Raw genomic sequence first — 17455 nt, forward strand, 5'->3', positions numbered from 1 at the left:
CTCAGTTGTCATCCCGTAAGCCTCGCAGAGGCTGTCCGGGACCCAGGGGACTGGGCTGATGCCTTGCGGCTGTCCTGGGTCCCGGACAAGCGCTACGCGCTTTCCGGGATGACAACCAGGAAACCTGTCCGCAGCCCCTACCCCCGCGTCCCCTACCCCCGCGTCCGGTCCACCGTCTCGACCGTCGGGCACGTCCGCAGGGCCGCCGAGATGTTGGTCAGGTGCTTAGCGTCGCGGACTTCCACGTCGATGTCGACGTCGAAGAAATCGCTCTGCCGGTGGTGCATGCGCAGGTTGACGATGTTGCCGCCGGCCTCGCCGATGATCGTGCAGACCTGGCCCAGCACCCCCGGCGCATTGCCGATGGTGGCGTGCAGCCGGGCCAGGGAGACGGTCTCGCGCTCGGCCTCGGGCGTCCAGTTCAGGTCGCGCCAGAGATCCTCGCGGTCCTCGTATTCGGCCAGTTTCGGACAGTCGATGGTGTGGACGTCCAGGCCGCCTTCTTTGGTTTCAGGCCCGTCCTCGCGCAGGATGCCGACGATGCGGTCGCCCGGCACCGGGCTGCAACAGTGGGCGAAATGTAGCGACACGCCCGGCGTCAGGCCGCCGCCGCGGACATAGAGCCGCGCGGCCGTGCCGCCCTCGATCTTGCGCCGGGCCGTGGCCACGGCGACGTCGGTGTCCTTCATGCCCGGGAAGGCCGTCTCCAGCACCTGGCTGGGCGACACCCGGCCGCGGCCGACGGCGTCGAACAGGGCCTCCTCGGTGTCGAGGGCGTAGCGTTCGAGGATCGGCCGCAGCGACACCTCCTTCAGCTTCTTGCCGGCCCGCTCGAACACCTGCTCCACCGAGGCCCGGCCCAGGCGCAGGAACTCTTCCTTCTCGGTCTGGCGGATATGCCGCCGGATGGCGGATCTTGCGCGGCCGGTCACCGTCAGCGAGCGCCAGTCCGGCGGCACCACGGGCTTGGAGCCCCGCACCACCTCGACCACGTCGCCGTTGTTGAGCAGGGTGCGCAGCGGCTTGAGCTCGCCGTTGATCTTCACCCCGATGCAGGTGTCGCCGACGCTGGTGTGGACCGCATAGGCGAAGTCCAGCGGCATGGCGCCCCGCGGCAGGCTGACCAGCTTGCCCTTGGGCGTGAACACGAACACCTGGTCGAGGAACATCTCCAGCTTGGCGTGCTCGACCAGCTCCTCGGCGTCGCCGCCGTGCTCCAGCACCTGGACCAGCTGGCGCAGGTTGGCCAGCGGATCGCGGCCGCCGGCCGCCTCCATGCCTTCCAGGTCCAGGCCGTACGAGGCGTCCTTGTAGCGGAAGTGGGCGGCCACGCCCTCCTCGTTGACGCGGTCCATGGCCTCGGTGCGGATCTGCATCTCGATGCGCATGCCGCGCGGCCCCACCACCGTGGTGTGCAGCGAGCGGTAGTTGTTGCGCTTGGGGGTCGAGATGAAGTCCTTGAAGCGGTCGGGCACGCTGGACCAGGCGCGATGCACCACGCCCAGGGCGCGGTAGCAGTCCTCCTCGCTGTCGACGATCACCCGGAAGGCGTAGATGTCGGACATCTGGGAGAAGCCGATCGACTTGCGCTGCAGCTTGCGCCAGATCGAATAGGGCGACTTCTCGCGGCCGAACACCCGGGCCGGCAGGCCCGACGATTCCAGGCGGGCGGCGATCTCCTGGCTGACCAGGGCCACGGCCCCGCCCTGCTCGGCGCGCAGGGTGTCCAGCCGGCGGATGATCGCGTTGCGGGCCACCGGGTTGGTGTGCTCGAAGCTGAGTTCCTCCAGCTCGGTGCAGATCCGGTGGCAGCCGATGTTGCGGGCCAGGGGCGCGTAGATGTCGCGCGTCTCGCGGGCGATGCGCTCGCGCTTGGCCTGGCTCTTGATGAAGTGCAGCGTCCGCATGTTGTGCAGACGGTCGGCCAGCTTGACCAGCAGGACGCGGACGTCCTTGGAGATGGCCAGGATGAACTTGCGCAGGTTCTCGGCCTGGCGGGCGTGCTCGGCCTGCAGCTCCAGCTTCGACAGCTTGGTGACGCCCTCGACCAGTTCGCCGATCTCGTCGCCGAACAGCTTGGCGATCTCTTCCTTGGTGACCGGGGTGTCCTCGATCACGTCGTGCAGCAGGGCCGTGACGATGGTGGCGGTGTCCAGCCGGTATTCGGTCAGGATGCCGGCCACCTCGATCGGGTGGGCGTAGTAGGGGTCGCCGCTGGCCCGCGTCTGGCTGCCGTGCATGCGCATGGCGTAGACATAGGCGCGGTTCAGCAGGGCCTCGTCGGCCGTCGGATCGTAGGCGTGGACGCGCTCGATCAGCTCGTACTGGCGGAGGAACTTCTGGCGGGGCTTGGGGGCCGGCGCGGGGTCGTTGGCCGGAACCACGGACGAAGACGCGCCCGATTCCCCTCCAGGCGATGGAGGAGCGTCGGGCGCGCGTTCGGAAGGAGCGGCGGCGGGCGCCGCTTCGAGAATGAGAGGGTCTGCGCCGTCGGGGCTCAGTACCGCTCCTCCTGACCGCCGTCGCGGTCGCTCTGCAGGGCGCGGACCAGTTCCAGTTCGCTCATCTGCATGTGGGTGGGATCAGCCAGCAGGGCGAGGGTTTCGGCCTCTTCCTCGGCTTCGGTGTGCTCGTCCACGCGTTGGAGCGTGGTGATCAGCTGTTCCTTCAGGCCCTCGTGATCGACCACGTCGTCGGCGATCTCGCGCAGAGCGACGACGGGGTTCTTGTCGTTGTCGCGATCGACGAGCAGCGAGGCGCCGGCCGAGATGCCGCGCGCCCGGTGGGCGGACAGCAGGACCAGAGCGAAGCGGTTGGGAACCTTCTCGACGCAATCTTCGACGGTGACGCGGGCCATGAATTCCTCGGGCTATGAGCCTTGGTTATCGCAAAATAGGGTCTCGAGCGGCGTTACACAACGCCGCATCGGCAGAGTCCCGGCTTTCGCGAGGGGGCGCTTATGCCGGGTTTGGCTGGAGAAGTCCAGCGGGACGGCGCCGGAGGCAGCTTCGGAATGAGATCCGGGCCGACCGGCCGCTGTCAGGTGTTGAGCCAGGGGTGGCTTTCGACCCGTTGCGGACTCAGCGAGCCTCGGACAATCGCTGATGGGAGAAAACCTCGAAGGCAAAATTGATCCGAAGGTCAGCTATTCTAGCCAGCAACGGATATTCAAAAACGTCGCCACCACCACCGGGCTCGCTGTGCCAGCCGATGTATAATTCAGATCGCCCCCCGTCTTCAACAAAGCCCCGGAGGAAGTCCCTTTTATCGTCCAACAAGTTCAGTTGCTTTTCGACTACTTTCGACAAGCTTAGCTCATACGGCGCGCGCTCGATAAGGGTCGCCATCCAATAACTCTCTTTGTGGCGACCAGCCAGCGGTGTCCCCTGCGGCGTATTTCGAGAAGCCCCTTGGTTCCAGCACCGCTCGGGATCAATCTGCAAGGCCGTTGATATTTCGTCGGGGGACCGTCGCGGAGACCAGAAACGCAGCATAACGCTATAAGTGGTTTCGATCATTCAGGACGACCTCAGCCAAGGATGAAACAACAAGCCGGTCCATATAGGCCAGCCAAGGAAACGGGCTCAACGGCTGTTTTCGAGCTTGAGTGGACGCTGGGAAAGTCCGCTTGCGGGTGATCGCTCGCGGACTAAGTTCTCCGGGACGAGGCGTGCGAGGGTTTGGGATGCAGGATGCTGTCAGAAAGCTCGTGGCCGTTGCCCCAACCCTTGACGACAGCTTGGACGAAGGGCCTCTCAAAGCGGCGACTGATCTTCTCGATCAGCTCGTTCAACCGATCTCCGAAGACGATGTCAGAGCGTTGTTGTCGCTTTTGCCGCCGTCAGGCGACACTGCCTTTGGGCTGAATTGGACAATTCTTCATCGAATTGAAGCTGCGCCGAGTTGGCCTATTTGGACCGCCCTAACCGACACCGACAATGAGTGGACCGCCATATTTCTAACTCGGCTGGAGAACGGCGGCTACATTCAGCCCCCGTCGAGTCCGAGCAGCTAAGGTCCGCGATCCACCCCTAACGGCCATTGGCGGCGTCCGCTTTCGGCGCTTCGGGAAACGGGACGTCACTGCCCCCACGATCGGTCATTTCGCGCCGGGCAATTTGATCCCCAGGAGCACCAGCCGGTCGCCGGTGATCCCGAACCAGTGAGGTACCCCCGCGGGGATCAGGACGACGTCGCCGGGGCCGAGCGGCCGTGTCGCGCCGCCCTCGATCCGGCTTCCCTCGACCAGGTTGGCGTTGGTGACTTTCGAATCGGCCATGACGCCGCCGGAAACAAGCGTGCCGGAGCCTTCCAGCACGATGGCGTATTCCGCTTCTGCGGGGTGAACGGCGGGGCGGCCCGGCTTCTTCCAGATTTCGATCGCCGCCACGGTCGCGCCGTCGCGGACCAAGGGTCGCCACATGAACCCCTGATCGGGTTTCATCTCGGCGAGCATCTCGCGGATCTGAGCCTGGACATCCGCGCCGCTCGCGAAACCGGACGGGCCTGCCGCCTGGGCGCCGCTCGTCTGCGCGGAAGCGGGGGCGACGCCCGACGAGACGGCGAGGAGGAGCGACGTCGCGCAGATTGTTGAAGCCCAGGCCATTGTCTTCATCGCAACTCTCCCAGGTCGTGAACCCATAAACGCGAACGATCGCTTCCACCCCGACTCGGACCTTGGCGCGATCGGCTCGCGGATCCTACCGCGGCTTCTGCGGATAGATCGTTTCGCCGCGCTCCAACATCGCGACGAAGGTCTCGATCTTCTTCCTGCGCCCCGCCTCCGTTTTCATGTTGTGGACGCGGAACGCCAGGGCGAAGCGGTTCTGTTCGGTGAGCTTGCCCAGCATCGCCTTGGCCTGTGGGCTGGCGTCGATCGCGGCCTGCAGGTCGTCGGGGATCTTCAGGCCCTTGCCGCTGCCATAGGCGCGGTCCCAGCGCCCGTCGGCCTTGGCCGCCTCCACCTGGCGCAGGCCGTGCGGCGTCATCCGCCCCTCGGCGACCAGCCGCGCGACGTTGTCGACATTGATCTGGCTCCAGACGCTCTTCTTGCCGCGCGGCGTGTAGCGCTGCAGGAAGCTCTGGTCGTCGAAGCCCTTGCGCACCGCGTCGATCCAGCCCCAGCACAGCACCACGTCGATCGCCTGCTTGGGGGTGATCGAGGGCAGGCCCGAGCCGACCTTGTGGATCTTGATCCACACCTCGCCCTGCTTGTCATGGTGACGCGAGAGCCAGTCGTGGAAGGCGTCGGCATCGACGAATTCGTGGACGTGGTCGGGGTCGACCTCGATGGCGGCCATTCAACGGCTCCTCGGCATGGCCCGCCCCGCCCTACCAGACCTTCACGCGTTGCGCGGGCGGCAGGTACAGCGGATCGCCCGGCTTGATCCCGAAGGCGTCGTACCAGGCGTCGAGGTTGCGCACGGTCAAGGCGCGGTACTGAGCCGGTGCGTGGCCGTCCGTGATCAGCGCCTGGCGCAGCGAAGCGGGCCGCGAATAGGTCAGCCAGCTCTGGGCATAGGCCAGGAAGAACCGCTGGTCGCCGGTCAGGCCGTCGATCACCGGGGCCGGCTTGCCGCCCAGCGAGGCGTGGTAGGCGTCGAGCGCCGCCGACAGACCGGCGACGTCGGCGATGTTCTCGCTAAGGGTCTGCTTGCCGTTCACGGCCAGGTCGGGGAACGGCCTGTAGCCGTCGAACTGCAGGGCCAGGGCCGCGCCGGCCTTCTGGAAGTGGTCGAAGTCGGTGGGCGTCCACCAGTTGCGCAGGCGACCCTGGCTGTCGAACTGCGCGCCCTGGTCGTCGAAGCTGTGGCTGATCTCGTGGCCGATGGTGGCCCCGATCGCGCCGTAGTTGGCGGCGGCGTCGTAGCTGGAATCGAAGTTGGGAGCCTGCAGGATGGCGGCCGGGAAGTTCAGGCCGTTCAGCATCGGCAGGTTCACGGCGTTGACGGTCTGGGGCGTCATCACCCACTCGCCGCGATCCACCGGCTTGCCCAGCTTGGCCTTGGCCGTCGCGTAGTCGAAAGCCTCCGAACGCTGGAGGTTGCCCAGGGCGTCGCCGCGCACGATCGTCAGGCCCGAATAGTCGCGCCATTTGTCCGGATAGCCGACGCCGACCTTCAGCACCTCGACCTTGCGATGGGCCTCGGCCTTGGTCTCGGGCGCCATCCAGTCCAAGCCGTCGATGCGCTTTTCGAAAGCGGCCTTCATGGTGTCGACCATGGCCGAGACCTCGGCCTTGGACTGGGCCGGGAAATACTTGTCGACATAGAGCTGGCCGACCGCCTCGCCCAGCACGGCGTTGGTCGAGTTGACGCCCCGCTTCCAGCGGACCGCCAGTTGCGGCGTGCCCTGCAGGGCCGCGCCGTAGAAGGCGAAGCGCTCGTCGACGAAGGCCTTGGGCAGCAGATTGCTGTAGTGGTCCAGCAGGTGGAAGGTCAGGTAGTCCTTCCAGGTCTCCAGGCTCTCCGTCTCGACGACCTTGCCCAGGCCCACGACCATGGTCGGGTGCCAGACGATGAAGCGCGGCTGGTCGGCCAGGCCCGCGGCCGTGAAGAAGGTCTTCCAGTCCAGGCCCGGGGCCTTGGTCGCGAAATCGGCCTGGGTCCAGCTGTTGTTGGCCTTCTGGACGTCGGCGCTGTCGGCGCGGCTGCCCGAGGCCTGGGCGATCCGGGTTTCCAGGGCCATGATCCGCGCCGCCTTGGCCTCGGCGTCGGCCACGCCCCCAAGGGTCAGGATCTTGGCGACATGGGCCACGTACTTGGCGCGCGCCTCCCGCATCGCGGCGTCGTCGCCGATATAGTATTGCCGGTCTGGCATCCCCAGGCCGCCCTGCAGCAGGAACGGCGCGTACTGGCTGGTGTCGTCGAACGCCGGCGAGACCCACAGGCCCAGCACGTTGTCGGTATAGAAGTCGGTGGAGTTGAGGGCGTCGACGTCGGCGCGGACATTGCCGCCCAGCACCGCGGCCAGGGCCTTCCTGTCCTTGATCGCGGCGATGCGGGCCAGGTCGGCCTTCAGCGGCGTGATCCCCTTGGTCTCGATCGCCGCCTCGTCCATGTAGCTGGCATAGTAGTCGCCGACCTTCTGGCCGTCGCCCGCGCCGCCGGCCCCCATGCCCTTGTTTTGGGCCGCGGCCTGGATCAGGTCGACGGTCCGCTTGGCGGCTTCCTCGACCATCACCGCGCTCTTGCCGTAGCTGCTGCGGTCGGCCGGGATCGGGTGGGCCTTGATCCATTCGCCGTTGGCGTAGGTCCAGAAGTCGCTCCCCGGCGCCACCGACCTGTCGAAGCTGGTCTGGTCGACGCCGCTCTTGTCACCGGCCCAGGCGGCCGAGGTGAAGGCGGGAGCGGCGGACAGCAGCGCGCAGGCGGCGACGCAGGCGAGCAGCGAACGGGTGAAGGACATGCGAGACGTTCCCCAAGGCGCGCGCCGGGCGAGGCGGCCGCGCTCAGCGCGAAGTTTGGGGCGGACTATTGGGCCGAGGCCGGCGGGCCGCGAATTAAAGTTTGGCAATGTTGGCGGGCGACAATCCCGGCTAGGCGGCGCTCAGCGGCTTGATCGCGGCGAGCGCCTCGCGACTGGCGATCGCGTCCTTCGACAGATCGTGCTGCGCTTGCAGGTTCATCCAATATTCGGCCGAAGTTCCGAACACGCGCCCAAGGCGCAACGCCGTATCGGCCGTCACCGATCGTTGCTCGCGTACCAACTGCTCCACCCGACTGCGATCCTTGAGGCCCATGGCCTTGGCCAAGCCACCCGCCGACAAATTGAAGGCCGGCAGATAGTCCTCGCGCAAATGCTCGCCGGGGTGGGCCAGCGGCGTCTTGAAGGTCGTGTAGTCGCGGATAGTCATCCTATTGTCCCGTGTCGGTCGACATCAGTGATAGTCGACGAATTCAACGCTCTCGGGGCCGTTGACGCCCCACTCGAAGCAGATCCGGAATTGGTCGTTGACGCTGATCGACCATTGGCCCGCCCTGTCGTGAACCAGTCGATGAAGACGATTGCCGGGCGGCGTGCGCAAATCCTCGACCTGGGTCGCGGCGTCTAGCGCTTGCAGCCGTCGACGGGTCACCACGAGGAGATCGCCGGGGAAGCCCTTGGGACTTTCACCTTCGAAGACCTGCTGGATCAGCCTTCCTTTCCAACTCTGGATCATCGGCCCTCCCCGACAGATTGTAGCTCATGACGCTACACATGCAAGAACTTGTAGCGCATCGCACTACACTTTCATTGGGAGCGCGCGTCGCGTCCCACCGTCGCCGTCGCGGCCAAGTCCGCCGCCGTTCGGTCGTTGACCGGGTGACGCCAGTCGGGCGCGATCTCCGCCAGCGGTCCCATCACGAACAGACGCTCATGGGCCCGAGGGTGAGGGACGATCAATCCCGCCTCGGTCACCGTCCGACCATGGGCGATGAGGTCCAGGTCCAGGGTGCGGGGGGCGTTGGCCTCGGCGCGCACGCGGCCGAAACGGGCTTCGATGCGGTGCAAGGCCGCCAGCAGGTCGACCGCCACCAACGCCGTCTCGACCAAGGCCACGCCGTTGAGATAGGCTGGCGCGGTCGGGTCGGGCCAAGCGGCCGAGGTCCACCAGGACGAGCGGGCGGCCGCCGTCAGCCCTTCGTCCGCCAGGGCCGCGAGCGCGGCCTCCAACAGCGCCTCGCGACTCGGATAGGATCCAGGCAGACTGCAACCCAGGGCGACCACCGCGATTTCATCCAGCCATTTTTGATCGTGCTGATTTTTCAAGGAATTCCGATCACGTGACCTTCTACCCGACCGAGCGCCTGGCGCTGTTCATCGACGGGGCCAACTTCTTCTCCGCCGCCAAGGCGCTGGGCTTCGACATCGACTACCGCAAGCTGCTGGACGAGTTCCGCAAGCGCGGGATCCTGGTGCGCGCCTACTACTACACCGCCATCGCCGAGAACGAGGAGTATTCCCCGATCCGGCCCCTGGTCGACTGGCTGGACTACAATGGCTTCACCCTGGTGACCAAGCCGGCCCGCGAATTCACCGACAGCCAGGGCCGCAAGCGCTGGCGCGGTGACATGGACATCGAGATCGCCGTCGACATGCTGGAGATGGCCGCCACCGTCGACCACCTGGTGCTGTTCTCGGGCGACGGCGACTTTCGCGCCCTGGTCGAGGCGGTGCAGCGCAAGGGCCGGCGCGTCACCGTGGTCTCGACGATGAAGAGCCAGCCGCCGATGACCAGCGACGACCTGCGCCGCCAGGCCGACAACTTCGTCGACCTCGCCGACCTGGGCGCCATCATCGGCCGGCCGCAGCGGTCCAACCCCCTGCCCCGCTTCGTCACCGAGCCGGCGCGCGGTCCGGAACGGCGTGACGACGACGACGCCGACGAAGACTGAGCATGGGCCAGCACTCCAACATCCCCGGCGAGGTCGTGCCCTCGCCCGCCGAGCCGCCGCGCGACTGCCCGCGCTGCCCGCGCCTGGTGGCCTATCGCCGCGAGAACCAGGACCTGTATCCCGACTGGTTCAACGGCCCGGCCCCGTCGTTCGGCGACCATGAGGCGCGGCTGCTGGTCGTGGGCCTGGCCCCCGGCCGCAAGGGCGCCAACCGCACCGGCCGGCCGTTCACCGGCGACTATGCCGGGACCCTGCTCTACGACACCCTGATCAAGTACGGCTTCGCCACCGGCAAGTTCGAGGCCCGGCCCGACGACTCCCTGAAGCTGATCGGCAGCGCGGTGACCAACGCCGTCCGCTGCGCCCCGCCCGGCAACAAGCCCGAGACGTCCGAGGAGAACAACTGCCGGCCGTTCCTGACGGCGCGGCTGGAGATGTTCCCCAACCTCAAGGCCATCGTCACCCTGGGCGACGTCTCGCGCCGCAACCTGCTCAAGGCCCTGGGCCTGAAGGCCTCGGCCGGCCTTCCCGGCCATGGCACGGAGTTCCAGGCCGGGCCCTACCGGGTGTTCAACAGCTATCACTGCTCGCGGCTGAACACGAACACCGGCCGGCTGACGACGCCGATGTTCGAGGCGTTGTTCGAGCGGGTGAAGGCCTATCTGGACGCCAATCCGTAGCGCTTTGCGTCCTTCGAGGCCCGCTACGCGGGCGCCTCAGGATGAGGAGCGTTTTGCTGAATTCCTCATCCTGAGGTGCGAGCCGTAGGCGAGCCTCGAAGGACGCAAAGCCTTCACCACACCAGTCCCGTCGTCTTCAGCCGCACCTGCGCCAGGGTGTGGTTCGAGGCCAGGAACAGGGTGCGCCCGTCCTCGCCGAACGCGCAATTGGCGATGGCCGTGCCCGTCTCGATCACCCCGATCAGCTCGGCCCGCGGCGTCAGCACCATCACCCCGCCCGGGCCGGTGGCGTAGAGCCGGCCGTCGGTGTCCAGGCACATGCCGTCGGGCAGGCCCGGACCGCCGGCCTCACGCAACGGCCTGGCGTCGAAGAACAGCGCCTTGCTCGTCGGCAGACCGTCCGGGCCCAGGTCGTAGACCATCAGCTTGGGGTCGTCCGGGTCCGACACCGAGACATAGAGCCGGCTCTGGTCGGGCGACAGGGCGATCCCGTTCGGGAAGGTCAGCTCGGCGTCCAGCAGGACCAGCGTCCCATCGGGCGCCAGGCAATAGACGCCGTTGAAGTCCAGCTCGCGCAGCGGCGAGGCGTTACGGCCCTTCAGGCCGTAGGTCGGGTCGGTGAAATAGATCGCCCCCGTCGCCGCCACGGCCAGGTCGTTGGGGCTGTTGAACCGCTTGCCCTGCCAGCGGTCGAGCAGGAAGGTCTTCTCGAGCGTCTTCAGGTCGATCCTGGCCAGGGCGCGGTTGCCATGGTCGCAGGCCAGCAGGTGGCCGGCGGCGTCCAGCGCCATGCCGTTCTGGCCCGGTTCGGCGAAGGCGTCGGTGGGCGGGCCGTCGTAGCCCGACGGGTTCAGGACCTCGCTGACGCCGTCCGCCTCGCTCCAGCGGTACATGACGTTGCCCGGCACGTCGGAGAACACCAGGTAGCCGCCATCGCGCACCCAGACCGGCCCCTCGGCCCAGACGAAACCGTCGGCCAACTGCTGAATCTGCGCGTCCGGGGCGACAACGGCGTCGAGCTTGGGGGAAAGGCGGTGGATCTGGCCGACGGCAGGATAGGTCACGACGGGCGCCTCGCTCACGATCGCACCCTCGGCAGCGCATCCAGCCAGCGGGCATAGGCCTCCTCGCGCACATTGACGCTCACCGCCGGCGTCAGCACCTCCGCCTCCGGCCGCGCCTTCACCGCGTCCTCGACCGAGTCGTAGATCCCCGCCCCCACTCCGGCGAACAGGGCCGCGCCCAGGGCGGTGGTCTCCTGGTAGCTGGCGCGGTGCACGGGCAGGCCGGTCAGGTCGGCCAGGCGCTGGCTGAACCAGGCGCTCTTGGCCATGCCGCCGTCGATGCGCAGGGCGGCGTCCTCGAAGGCCGAGGGGGCGTCGGCGCGCATGGCCTCGATCAGGTCGCGGCCCTGGAAGACGCAGGAATCGAAAGTGGCCTGGGCGATCTCGGCCAGGCCGGCGTCACGGGTCAGGCCGAACACCGCGCCGCGCGCCTCGGCGTCCCACCAGGGCGCGCCCAGGCCGGTGAAGGCCGGAACCACCACCACCCCGTGCTCGGCCCGGGCCGAGCGGGCCAGGGCCTCGGCCCCGCGCGGGCCGCCGGTGACCCCCAGCCCCTCGTTCAGCCACTGGATCGCCGCCCCGGCCACGAAGATCGAGCCCTCCAGGGCGTAGGTCGTCCGTCCGCCCACCCGCGCCGCCACCGTGGTCAGCAGTCGCGACGCCGAATGCGGCCGGGTCTCGCCAGTGTTGACCAGCATGAAGCCGCCGGTGCCGTAGGTGACCTTCATCTCGCCCGGATGGATGCAGCCCTGCCCCATCAGCGCCGCCTGTTGGTCGCCGGCCACGCCGCGGATCGGCAGGGGCCGGCCCAGGATGTCGGGCGTCACCCGGCCGTAGTCGGCGGCGCAGTCCAGCACCGCCGGCAGCAGGGCGCGCGGCACGTCCAGCAGGGCCAGCATTTCGTCCGACCAGTCCTGGGCCTGGATGTCGAACAGCAGGGTGCGCGAGGCGTTGGTGGCGTCGGTGACGTGCGCCCCTTTTCCCGTCAGCCGCCAGATGACCCAGCTGTCGATCGTGCCGCACAGCAACTCGCCCGCCTCGGCCCGGCGGCGCGCCCCCGGAACCTTGTCGAGGATCCAGGCGATCTTGGTGCCCGAGAAATAGGGGTCCAGCAGCAAGCCGGTGGCGGCGGTGACCGCCGGCTCGTGGCCTTCGTCGCGCAGCCGGTCGCAGACATCAGCCGTGCGGCGGTCCTGCCAGACGATGGCCGGATGGATCGGGCGGCCGGTGGCCTTGTCCCAGACCACCACGGTCTCGCGCTGGTTGGTGATCCCCAGGGCGACGATGTCGGCGCTGTCGCGATCGCATTTTTCGACGGCGTCGCGCAGCACGCCCACGCAGGCGGCGTAGATCTCGTCGGCGTCATGCTCGACCCAGCCGTCGCGGGGATAGCTCTGGCGCAGCGGCCGGCTGGCGTCGCAGACCGGCTTGCCGTCGGTCTGGAACAGGATGGCCCGGGTGCTGGTGGTGCCCTGGTCGAGCGCGAGGATCAGAGGTTGGCCCATGCGTCAGCGTCTCCCTGGCGTTCTCTTTTCCGCGGCATCGCGACGCTTGTCATCGTCGGTGCGTGATTCCCCTGTTTAAGCATGTTTTCATCTGACGCCGCCAAGGTCCGACTTGGTTAGGCTTGGATTTCGAGGAGGCTGGTGAACCAGTCCGCCCAGACCGCGCAGCTTCTGTCCCTGGCCCGCAGCCGCGAGCCGGCCGACCGCGAGCGCCTGCTCGCCGGCATCGTGGAGATGTGCGACGCCGGCCAGGCCGAGGGCCGCCCGACCGCGCCCGAGGTCCAGATCCTGCTCGACTCGATCTTCATGACCTTGGTTGTCGAGGCCGAGCGCGACATCCGCGCCCGCCTGGCCCAGAGCCTGGCCGACGCCGCCTGGGCGCCGCCGGCCCTGATCAACATCCTGGCCCTGGACGAGATCGAGATCGCCCGGCCGATCATCGCCCGCAGCCCGGTCCTGCGGGACCGCGACCTGATCCGCCTGCTGGTCCAGGCCACGCTGGAGCACCAGATCGAGATCGCCCGGCGCCCGCAGCTGTCGCCGGCGGTGGTCGACGCCATCCTGGCCAAGGACGAGTCGGCCGTGCTGACCGCCCTGGCCTCCAACCCGACCGCCCAGATCTCGCCCGAGGGCCTGCGCCGCCTGGTCGACAGGGCCCGCGACGTGGTCGCCCTGCGCTCGCCCCTGGCCCGGCATCCCAACCTCTCCGGCGACCTGGCCGAGCAGCTGTACCTGTGGGTGGGCCGCGCCCTGCGCGACGCCCTGACCGCCCGCTTCCAGCTGGATCCCGACAGGATGGCCAAGGCCGTCGAAACCGCCCTGCGCGGCGCCCATTCCGGCGCGACCGCCGTCGTCGACCGCCCCGTCGTCGAGCAGGCCGAGGACCGTGAGGAAATGGAGGCCGCCCTGGTCGAGAAGCTGGACGCGGCCGGCCAACTCCGTCCTGGCTACCTGCTGCGGGTGCTGCGCGAGCGCCGCCTGCCGCTGTTCCTGTTCGCCCTGGCGCGCCTGGGCCAGTTCGACATCCGCCAGGTGCGGCGGGCGGTCGACAGCAATCGTCCTGAGCTGCTGGCCCTGGCCTGCTCGGCCGTCGGCATCGACCGCAGCGTGTTCCCGACCATTCTGGCCCATGTGCGCGAACTGAACGGCGGCCGTCCGGGCGGCGGCGCCGAAGCCGCCCGCAAGGCCAGCGGCGCCTTCGGCCCCTTCGCCCCCGACATCGCGGCCATGGCGTTTCGCCGGGCCGTCAGCGCAGCTTAAGCAGGACCGTCCACTTTCGCCCCCTTCGTTGTCATCCCGGACAAGCGCGTAGCGCGCAGATCCGGGACCGGCGCGTGAACTCAGCGCTTCCGGCGGTCCTGGATCGGCGCTTCGCTTGTCCGGGATGACAAGCTTTTGAGAGCGCCGACCACCAGGTCGCTCATACCAAAACCCAGGTTTGACAACCCGCCGCCGATCCAGCCTCTTGGCGGCATGTTCCAGCCCCTGCCCTTCGTGACTCGCCTGACCTTCAAGGCCAGTGACCGCCCCGAGGCGCAGGAGGCGATGGAGCGCCTGCGCGGCCGCTACGGCGACGTCGGCGACGAATCCGCGCAGGTGATCGTCGCCCTGGGCGGCGACGGCTTCATGCTGGAGACCCTGCACGACACCTTGCAGCGCCAGACGCCGATCTACGGCATGAACCGCGGCTCGGTCGGTTTCCTGATGAACGAGTACAGCGAGGACGGCCTGCTGGAGCGGATCAACGTCGCCGAGCGGGCCGTGATCCACCCGCTGGCCATGGTCGCCATCGACGCCAACCGCAAGCAGCACCGGGCCTTGGCCATCAACGAAGTCTCGCTGCTGCGCCAGACCCGCCAGACCGCCAAGCTGCGCATCAGCATCGACGGCAAGGTGCGGATGGGCGAGTTGGTCTGCGACGGCGCCCTGCTGGCCACCCCGGCCGGCTCCACGGCCTACAACCTGTCGGCCCACGGCCCGATCATCCCGATCGGGGCCCAGGTCCTGGCCCTGACCCCGATCAGCGCGTTCCGCCCCCGGCGCTGGCGTGGCGCGCTTTTGCCGCAGACCGCTAGGGTGACGTTCGAGATCCTGGAGTGCGATAAGAGACCGGTAAGCGCCGTGGCCGACAATTTTGAAGTTCGCGACGTCGTCGAGGTCCACATCGCCGAGGATAGCAGCGCCAGCCTCTCCATGCTCTTCGACGCAGGTCGAAGCCTAGAGGAACGGGTTTTGACGGAGCAGTTCTCGGCCTGACAACACGAAGGGTTATTGGTCTGGGCGTCCCTGCCCATTGGTCTGACAGAAACCGGCGTCTCATCTAATGTTAACGCCTTGATCCTATATTTCAGACCAATGCCCAGGGAGAAGCGTCCGTGACCAACAAGTCCGCCGCGGAAGTGATTCAGGTGCCGAACATGCTCAAGCTCAAGGTTGGGGGACGAGGCGGGATCGACATGGCGGCGATCGCCAAGGCCGAGGCCGCCCTGAAAAGCCTGTCGGGCAACTTCGCCCAGTGGCTGGACGACGAGATCGTCAAGCTGGAGGTCGCCCGCCAGGACGTCCACGCCCAGGGCCTGACCGCCCAGACGGTCGAGACCCTCTACCTGCGCGCCCACGACCTGAAGGGTCTGGGCTCCACCTACGAATTCCCGCTGATCACCCGCCTGGCCGGCTCGCTGTGCAAGCTGATCGACGATCCGGCGACGCGCCTCTCGGCCCCGATGTTCCTGGTCGACGCCCACATCGACGCCATCAAGGCCTGCGTCCGCGACGACATCAAGGTCGACACCCATCCGGTGGGCAAGGTCCTGGCCGCCGAGCTGGAAGGCCGCGTGGCGGAATATCTGGCCGGCTGATCGGCCTGCATCGAACAACCTGGGGAGCCCCGGCCAGCGCCGGGGCTTTTTCTTTGCGTCGAGCCTCGCCGATCGCGCCTGGCCTTCCCATGTCGACAACTGGACCGACCGGGGACGCCGCATGATCGAGAGAGAACCCAGCCGCACGGCCTGGATGGCGGCGACGCACCGGGCCGCGCATCAGGTGCTTGAGAGCGGCCGGATCTTCGCCGATCCGCTGGCCCTGCCGATCCTGGGCCTCGACGCCGAGACGGTCGCGCGCGACGCCCTGGCCCATCCGGAACGGCGGGGCATGCGGGCCTTCATCGCCGCCCGCGCGGCGTTTGCGGAAACCGCCCTGGCCCGCGCCGTCGAGGGGCGCGGCCTGGACCAGCTGGTCGTGCTGGGGGCGGGCCTGGACACCTTCGCCTATCGCAACCCCTTCGCCGACCGCCTCAAGGTGTTCGAGGTCGACCATCCCGCCACCCAGGCCTGGAAGCGTCGCCGACTGGGCGAGGCCGGCGTGACCGCACCGGGCGATGTGGTCTACGCCGCCGTCGATTTCGAGCGCGACACCTTGCTGGACGGTCTGCGAAACGCTGGATTCGACGACCGCCGGCCCGCGTTCTTCGTGTGGCTGGGCGTGGTTCCCTATCTGACGCCGCAAGCCGTTCGCGCCACCCTGGCGGTGATCGGCGGCCTGCCGGGCTCGGCCGTGGTGTTCGACTATGCCGACCCGCCTTCGGCGCTCTCGGACGAGGCTCGCGCCGCGCACGCCCTGAGGGCCGAGCGGGTGGCGGCGCTGGGCGAACCCTGGCTCAGCTATTTCGAGCCCGCCGTCCTGCACGCGCTGCTCCGGGACCTGGGTTTCGTCGCCATCGAGGATCTCGGACCGCCCGACCTGGCCCGGCGCTACTGGCCCGTCGTCGCGCGACATGCGCCCGAGCGGGGCGGCCATGTCCTGCTCGCCGCGACTTGATCGGGCTCGATACCCGCTAGGCGCGAACCGATCAGGCCGCTAGTCCGCGATCCCGTTCAGCCGCTTGGCGGCGGCGACCGTGTTGGCCAGCAGCATGGCGATGGTCATCGGCCCCACTCCGCCCGGCACCGGGGTGATGGCGCCGGCGACCGCCTTGGCCGCCTCGAAGTCGACGTCGCCGACCAGCCGGGTCTTGCCGTCTTCCTTGGGAATGCGGTTGATGCCGACATCGATGACCGTGGCGCCCGGCTTGATCCAGTCGCCCTTGACCATCTGCGGCCGGCCGACGGCGGCCACCAGGATGTCGGCCTCGCGGCAGACGGCGGCCAGGTCCTGGGTGCGCGAATGGGCGATGGTGACGGTGCAGTCGGCGGCCAGCAGCAACTGGGCCATCGGCTTGCCCATCAGGTTGGAGCGCCCGACCACCACGGCCCGCTTACCGCTCAGATCGCCGACCACGTCCTTCAGCAGCACCATGCAGCCGGCCGGGGTGCAGGCGGTCAGGGCCGGCAGGCCGCTGGCCAGGCGCCCGGCGTTGGTCACGGTCAGGCCGTCGACGTCCTTGTCGGGCGAGATCGCCGCGACGATGGCCGCCTGGCTCATATGGTCGGGCACAGGGAACTGCACCAGCAGCCCGTGGATGGCCGGGTCGTCGTTCAGCCGCTCGACCAGCGACAGCAGCTCGGCCTGCGAGGTCTCGGCCGGCAGGCGGTGGGTTTCGGAATGCATGCCAGCGGCCAGGGTTTGCTCGCCCTTGCTGCGCACATAGACCTGGCTGGCGGGATCCTCGCCGACCAGCACCACGGCCAGGCCCGGCGTCAGGCCATGCTGGGCCTTCAGGTCGGCGACCTCGGCGGCCACCTGCTCGCGCAACCGGGCCGCGAAGGCCTTGCCGTCGATGATTCTGGCTTGCGACATGGGCGTCTCCCGTTTGCGCGTGCCTAACGTCTCCCTGGACGCCACGCAATACGCACGGCCGCGTACAGGAAGTCGCTTGAGCTTTGTCCAATCAT

18 protein-coding genes and 1 pseudogene are annotated in these 17455 nt (G+C 68.1%); 6 read left to right on the forward strand and 13 right to left on the reverse strand.

All coding sequences use genetic code 11. The features are described 5' to 3' along the window. Positions 1-152 precede the first annotated feature (152 nt). The 9 genes from ACSQ2G_RS01740 to folK form a co-directional block, all read right to left on the reverse strand. A complete protein-coding gene (locus ACSQ2G_RS01740) occupies positions 153-2384 on the reverse strand; it encodes a RelA/SpoT family protein (RefSeq protein ID WP_436027783.1) in 2232 nt (743 codons plus the stop codon). 113 nt (positions 2385-2497) lie between these two features. Next, complete coding sequence (gene rpoZ, locus ACSQ2G_RS01745; RefSeq protein ID WP_007671240.1) at positions 2498-2857, reverse strand: DNA-directed RNA polymerase subunit omega; 360 nt, start codon at positions 2855-2857, stop codon at positions 2498-2500. A gap of 223 nt (positions 2858-3080) precedes the next feature. After that, the gene (locus ACSQ2G_RS01750; RefSeq protein WP_436027786.1) at positions 3081-3518 is read right to left on the reverse strand and encodes a DUF4279 domain-containing protein; all 438 of its coding nucleotides are present in this window, start codon (positions 3516-3518) and stop codon (positions 3081-3083) included. Between the two features lie 581 nt (positions 3519-4099). Next, positions 4100-4615, reverse strand: a complete 516-nt coding sequence (locus ACSQ2G_RS01755; protein ID WP_436027788.1) for a cupin domain-containing protein — start codon at positions 4613-4615, stop codon at positions 4100-4102. Positions 4616-4700: 85 nt separating this feature from the next. After that, complete coding sequence (locus tag ACSQ2G_RS01760; protein WP_436027790.1) at positions 4701-5300, reverse strand: YdeI/OmpD-associated family protein; 600 nt, start codon at positions 5298-5300, stop codon at positions 4701-4703. A gap of 31 nt (positions 5301-5331) precedes the next feature. Continuing rightward, entirely contained in the window at positions 5332-7407 is a 2076-nt protein-coding gene (locus ACSQ2G_RS01765; protein WP_436027792.1) for a M13 family metallopeptidase, read from the reverse strand. Positions 7408-7537: 130 nt separating this feature from the next. Further along, entirely contained in the window at positions 7538-7855 is a 318-nt protein-coding gene (locus ACSQ2G_RS01770) for a HigA family addiction module antitoxin (protein ID WP_310087165.1), read from the reverse strand. A 24-nt stretch (positions 7856-7879) separates the two neighbouring features. Then, on the reverse strand, positions 7880-8161 hold the full coding sequence (locus ACSQ2G_RS01775) for a type II toxin-antitoxin system RelE/ParE family toxin (protein WP_310087167.1): 282 nt from the start codon (positions 8159-8161) through the stop codon (positions 7880-7882). 71 nt (positions 8162-8232) lie between these two features. Then, positions 8233-8709 (reverse strand): 2-amino-4-hydroxy-6-hydroxymethyldihydropteridine diphosphokinase, encoded by a 477-nt coding sequence (folK, locus tag ACSQ2G_RS01780; RefSeq protein ID WP_436028906.1) that lies wholly within the window; start codon positions 8707-8709, stop codon positions 8233-8235. Between the two features lie 56 nt (positions 8710-8765). Here folK and ACSQ2G_RS01785 point away from each other — a divergent pair, with 56 nt between their 5' ends. Then, entirely contained in the window at positions 8766-9377 is a 612-nt protein-coding gene (locus tag ACSQ2G_RS01785; protein ID WP_436027794.1) for an NYN domain-containing protein, read from the forward strand. Positions 9378-9379: 2 nt separating this feature from the next. Then, on the forward strand, positions 9380-10057 hold the full coding sequence (locus ACSQ2G_RS01790) for a uracil-DNA glycosylase (protein WP_436027796.1): 678 nt from the start codon (positions 9380-9382) through the stop codon (positions 10055-10057). Between the two features lie 26 nt (positions 10058-10083). On the opposite strand, the pseudogene ACSQ2G_RS01795 reads toward ACSQ2G_RS01790, so the two are convergent. The 3 genes and pseudogenes from ACSQ2G_RS01795 to glpK all read right to left on the reverse strand — a co-directional run. Next, positions 10084-10163: pseudogene (locus ACSQ2G_RS01795) on the reverse strand (hypothetical protein); the annotation flags it as partial. A 7-nt stretch (positions 10164-10170) separates the two neighbouring features. Continuing rightward, the gene (locus ACSQ2G_RS01800) at positions 10171-11121 is read right to left on the reverse strand and encodes an SMP-30/gluconolactonase/LRE family protein (RefSeq protein WP_436027798.1); all 951 of its coding nucleotides are present in this window, start codon (positions 11119-11121) and stop codon (positions 10171-10173) included. A gap of 14 nt (positions 11122-11135) precedes the next feature. Continuing rightward, the gene (gene glpK / locus ACSQ2G_RS01805; RefSeq protein WP_436027800.1) at positions 11136-12626 is read right to left on the reverse strand and encodes a glycerol kinase GlpK; all 1491 of its coding nucleotides are present in this window, start codon (positions 12624-12626) and stop codon (positions 11136-11138) included. Between the two features lie 171 nt (positions 12627-12797). Here glpK and ACSQ2G_RS01810 point away from each other — a divergent pair, with 171 nt between their 5' ends. The 4 genes from ACSQ2G_RS01810 to ACSQ2G_RS01825 all read left to right on the forward strand — a co-directional run bounded on the left by ACSQ2G_RS01810 (position 12798) and on the right by ACSQ2G_RS01825 (position 16442). Beyond that, positions 12798-13886, forward strand: a complete 1089-nt coding sequence (locus ACSQ2G_RS01810) for a DUF2336 domain-containing protein (RefSeq protein ID WP_436028908.1) — start codon at positions 12798-12800, stop codon at positions 13884-13886. A gap of 213 nt (positions 13887-14099) precedes the next feature. Further along, a complete protein-coding gene (locus ACSQ2G_RS01815; protein WP_436027802.1) occupies positions 14100-14882 on the forward strand; it encodes an NAD kinase in 783 nt (260 codons plus the stop codon). A 119-nt stretch (positions 14883-15001) separates the two neighbouring features. Further along, positions 15002-15484, forward strand: a complete 483-nt coding sequence (locus ACSQ2G_RS01820; protein WP_436027804.1) for an Hpt domain-containing protein — start codon at positions 15002-15004, stop codon at positions 15482-15484. Between the two features lie 121 nt (positions 15485-15605). After that, positions 15606-16442 (forward strand): class I SAM-dependent methyltransferase, encoded by an 837-nt coding sequence (locus ACSQ2G_RS01825; protein ID WP_436027806.1) that lies wholly within the window; start codon positions 15606-15608, stop codon positions 16440-16442. Between the two features lie 39 nt (positions 16443-16481). On the opposite strand, the gene folD is transcribed toward ACSQ2G_RS01825, so the two are convergent. After that, complete coding sequence (gene folD, locus ACSQ2G_RS01830; RefSeq protein ID WP_436027807.1) at positions 16482-17360, reverse strand: bifunctional methylenetetrahydrofolate dehydrogenase/methenyltetrahydrofolate cyclohydrolase FolD; 879 nt, start codon at positions 17358-17360, stop codon at positions 16482-16484. Positions 17361-17455: the final 95 nt, after the last annotated feature.

The organism is Caulobacter sp. LjRoot300, assembly GCF_964253875.1.
Taxonomy (GTDB): domain Bacteria; phylum Pseudomonadota; class Alphaproteobacteria; order Caulobacterales; family Caulobacteraceae; genus Caulobacter.

Coding starts and splice junctions, on each gene's coding strand:
- rpoZ (WP_007671240.1), bottom strand. CDS start 2,857: ATGGCCCGCGTCACCGTCGAAGATTGCGTCGAGAAGGTTCCCAACCGC.
- ACSQ2G_RS01750 (WP_436027786.1), bottom strand. CDS start 3,518: ATGATCGAAACCACTTATAGCGTTATGCTGCGTTTCTGGTCTCCGCGA.
- ACSQ2G_RS01755 (WP_436027788.1), bottom strand. CDS start 4,615: ATGAAGACAATGGCCTGGGCTTCAACAATCTGCGCGACGTCGCTCCTC.
- ACSQ2G_RS01760 (WP_436027790.1), bottom strand. CDS start 5,300: ATGGCCGCCATCGAGGTCGACCCCGACCACGTCCACGAATTCGTCGAT.
- ACSQ2G_RS01765 (WP_436027792.1), bottom strand. CDS start 7,407: ATGTCCTTCACCCGTTCGCTGCTCGCCTGCGTCGCCGCCTGCGCGCTG.
- ACSQ2G_RS01770 (WP_310087165.1), bottom strand. CDS start 7,855: ATGACTATCCGCGACTACACGACCTTCAAGACGCCGCTGGCCCACCCC.
- ACSQ2G_RS01775 (WP_310087167.1), bottom strand. CDS start 8,161: ATGATCCAGAGTTGGAAAGGAAGGCTGATCCAGCAGGTCTTCGAAGGT.
- ACSQ2G_RS01790 (WP_436027796.1), top strand. CDS start 9,380: ATGGGCCAGCACTCCAACATCCCCGGCGAGGTCGTGCCCTCGCCCGCC.
- glpK (WP_436027800.1), bottom strand. CDS start 12,626: ATGGGCCAACCTCTGATCCTCGCGCTCGACCAGGGCACCACCAGCACC.
- ACSQ2G_RS01815 (WP_436027802.1), top strand. CDS start 14,100: ATGTTCCAGCCCCTGCCCTTCGTGACTCGCCTGACCTTCAAGGCCAGT.
- ACSQ2G_RS01825 (WP_436027806.1), top strand. CDS start 15,606: ATGATCGAGAGAGAACCCAGCCGCACGGCCTGGATGGCGGCGACGCAC.
- folD (WP_436027807.1), bottom strand. CDS start 17,360: ATGTCGCAAGCCAGAATCATCGACGGCAAGGCCTTCGCGGCCCGGTTG.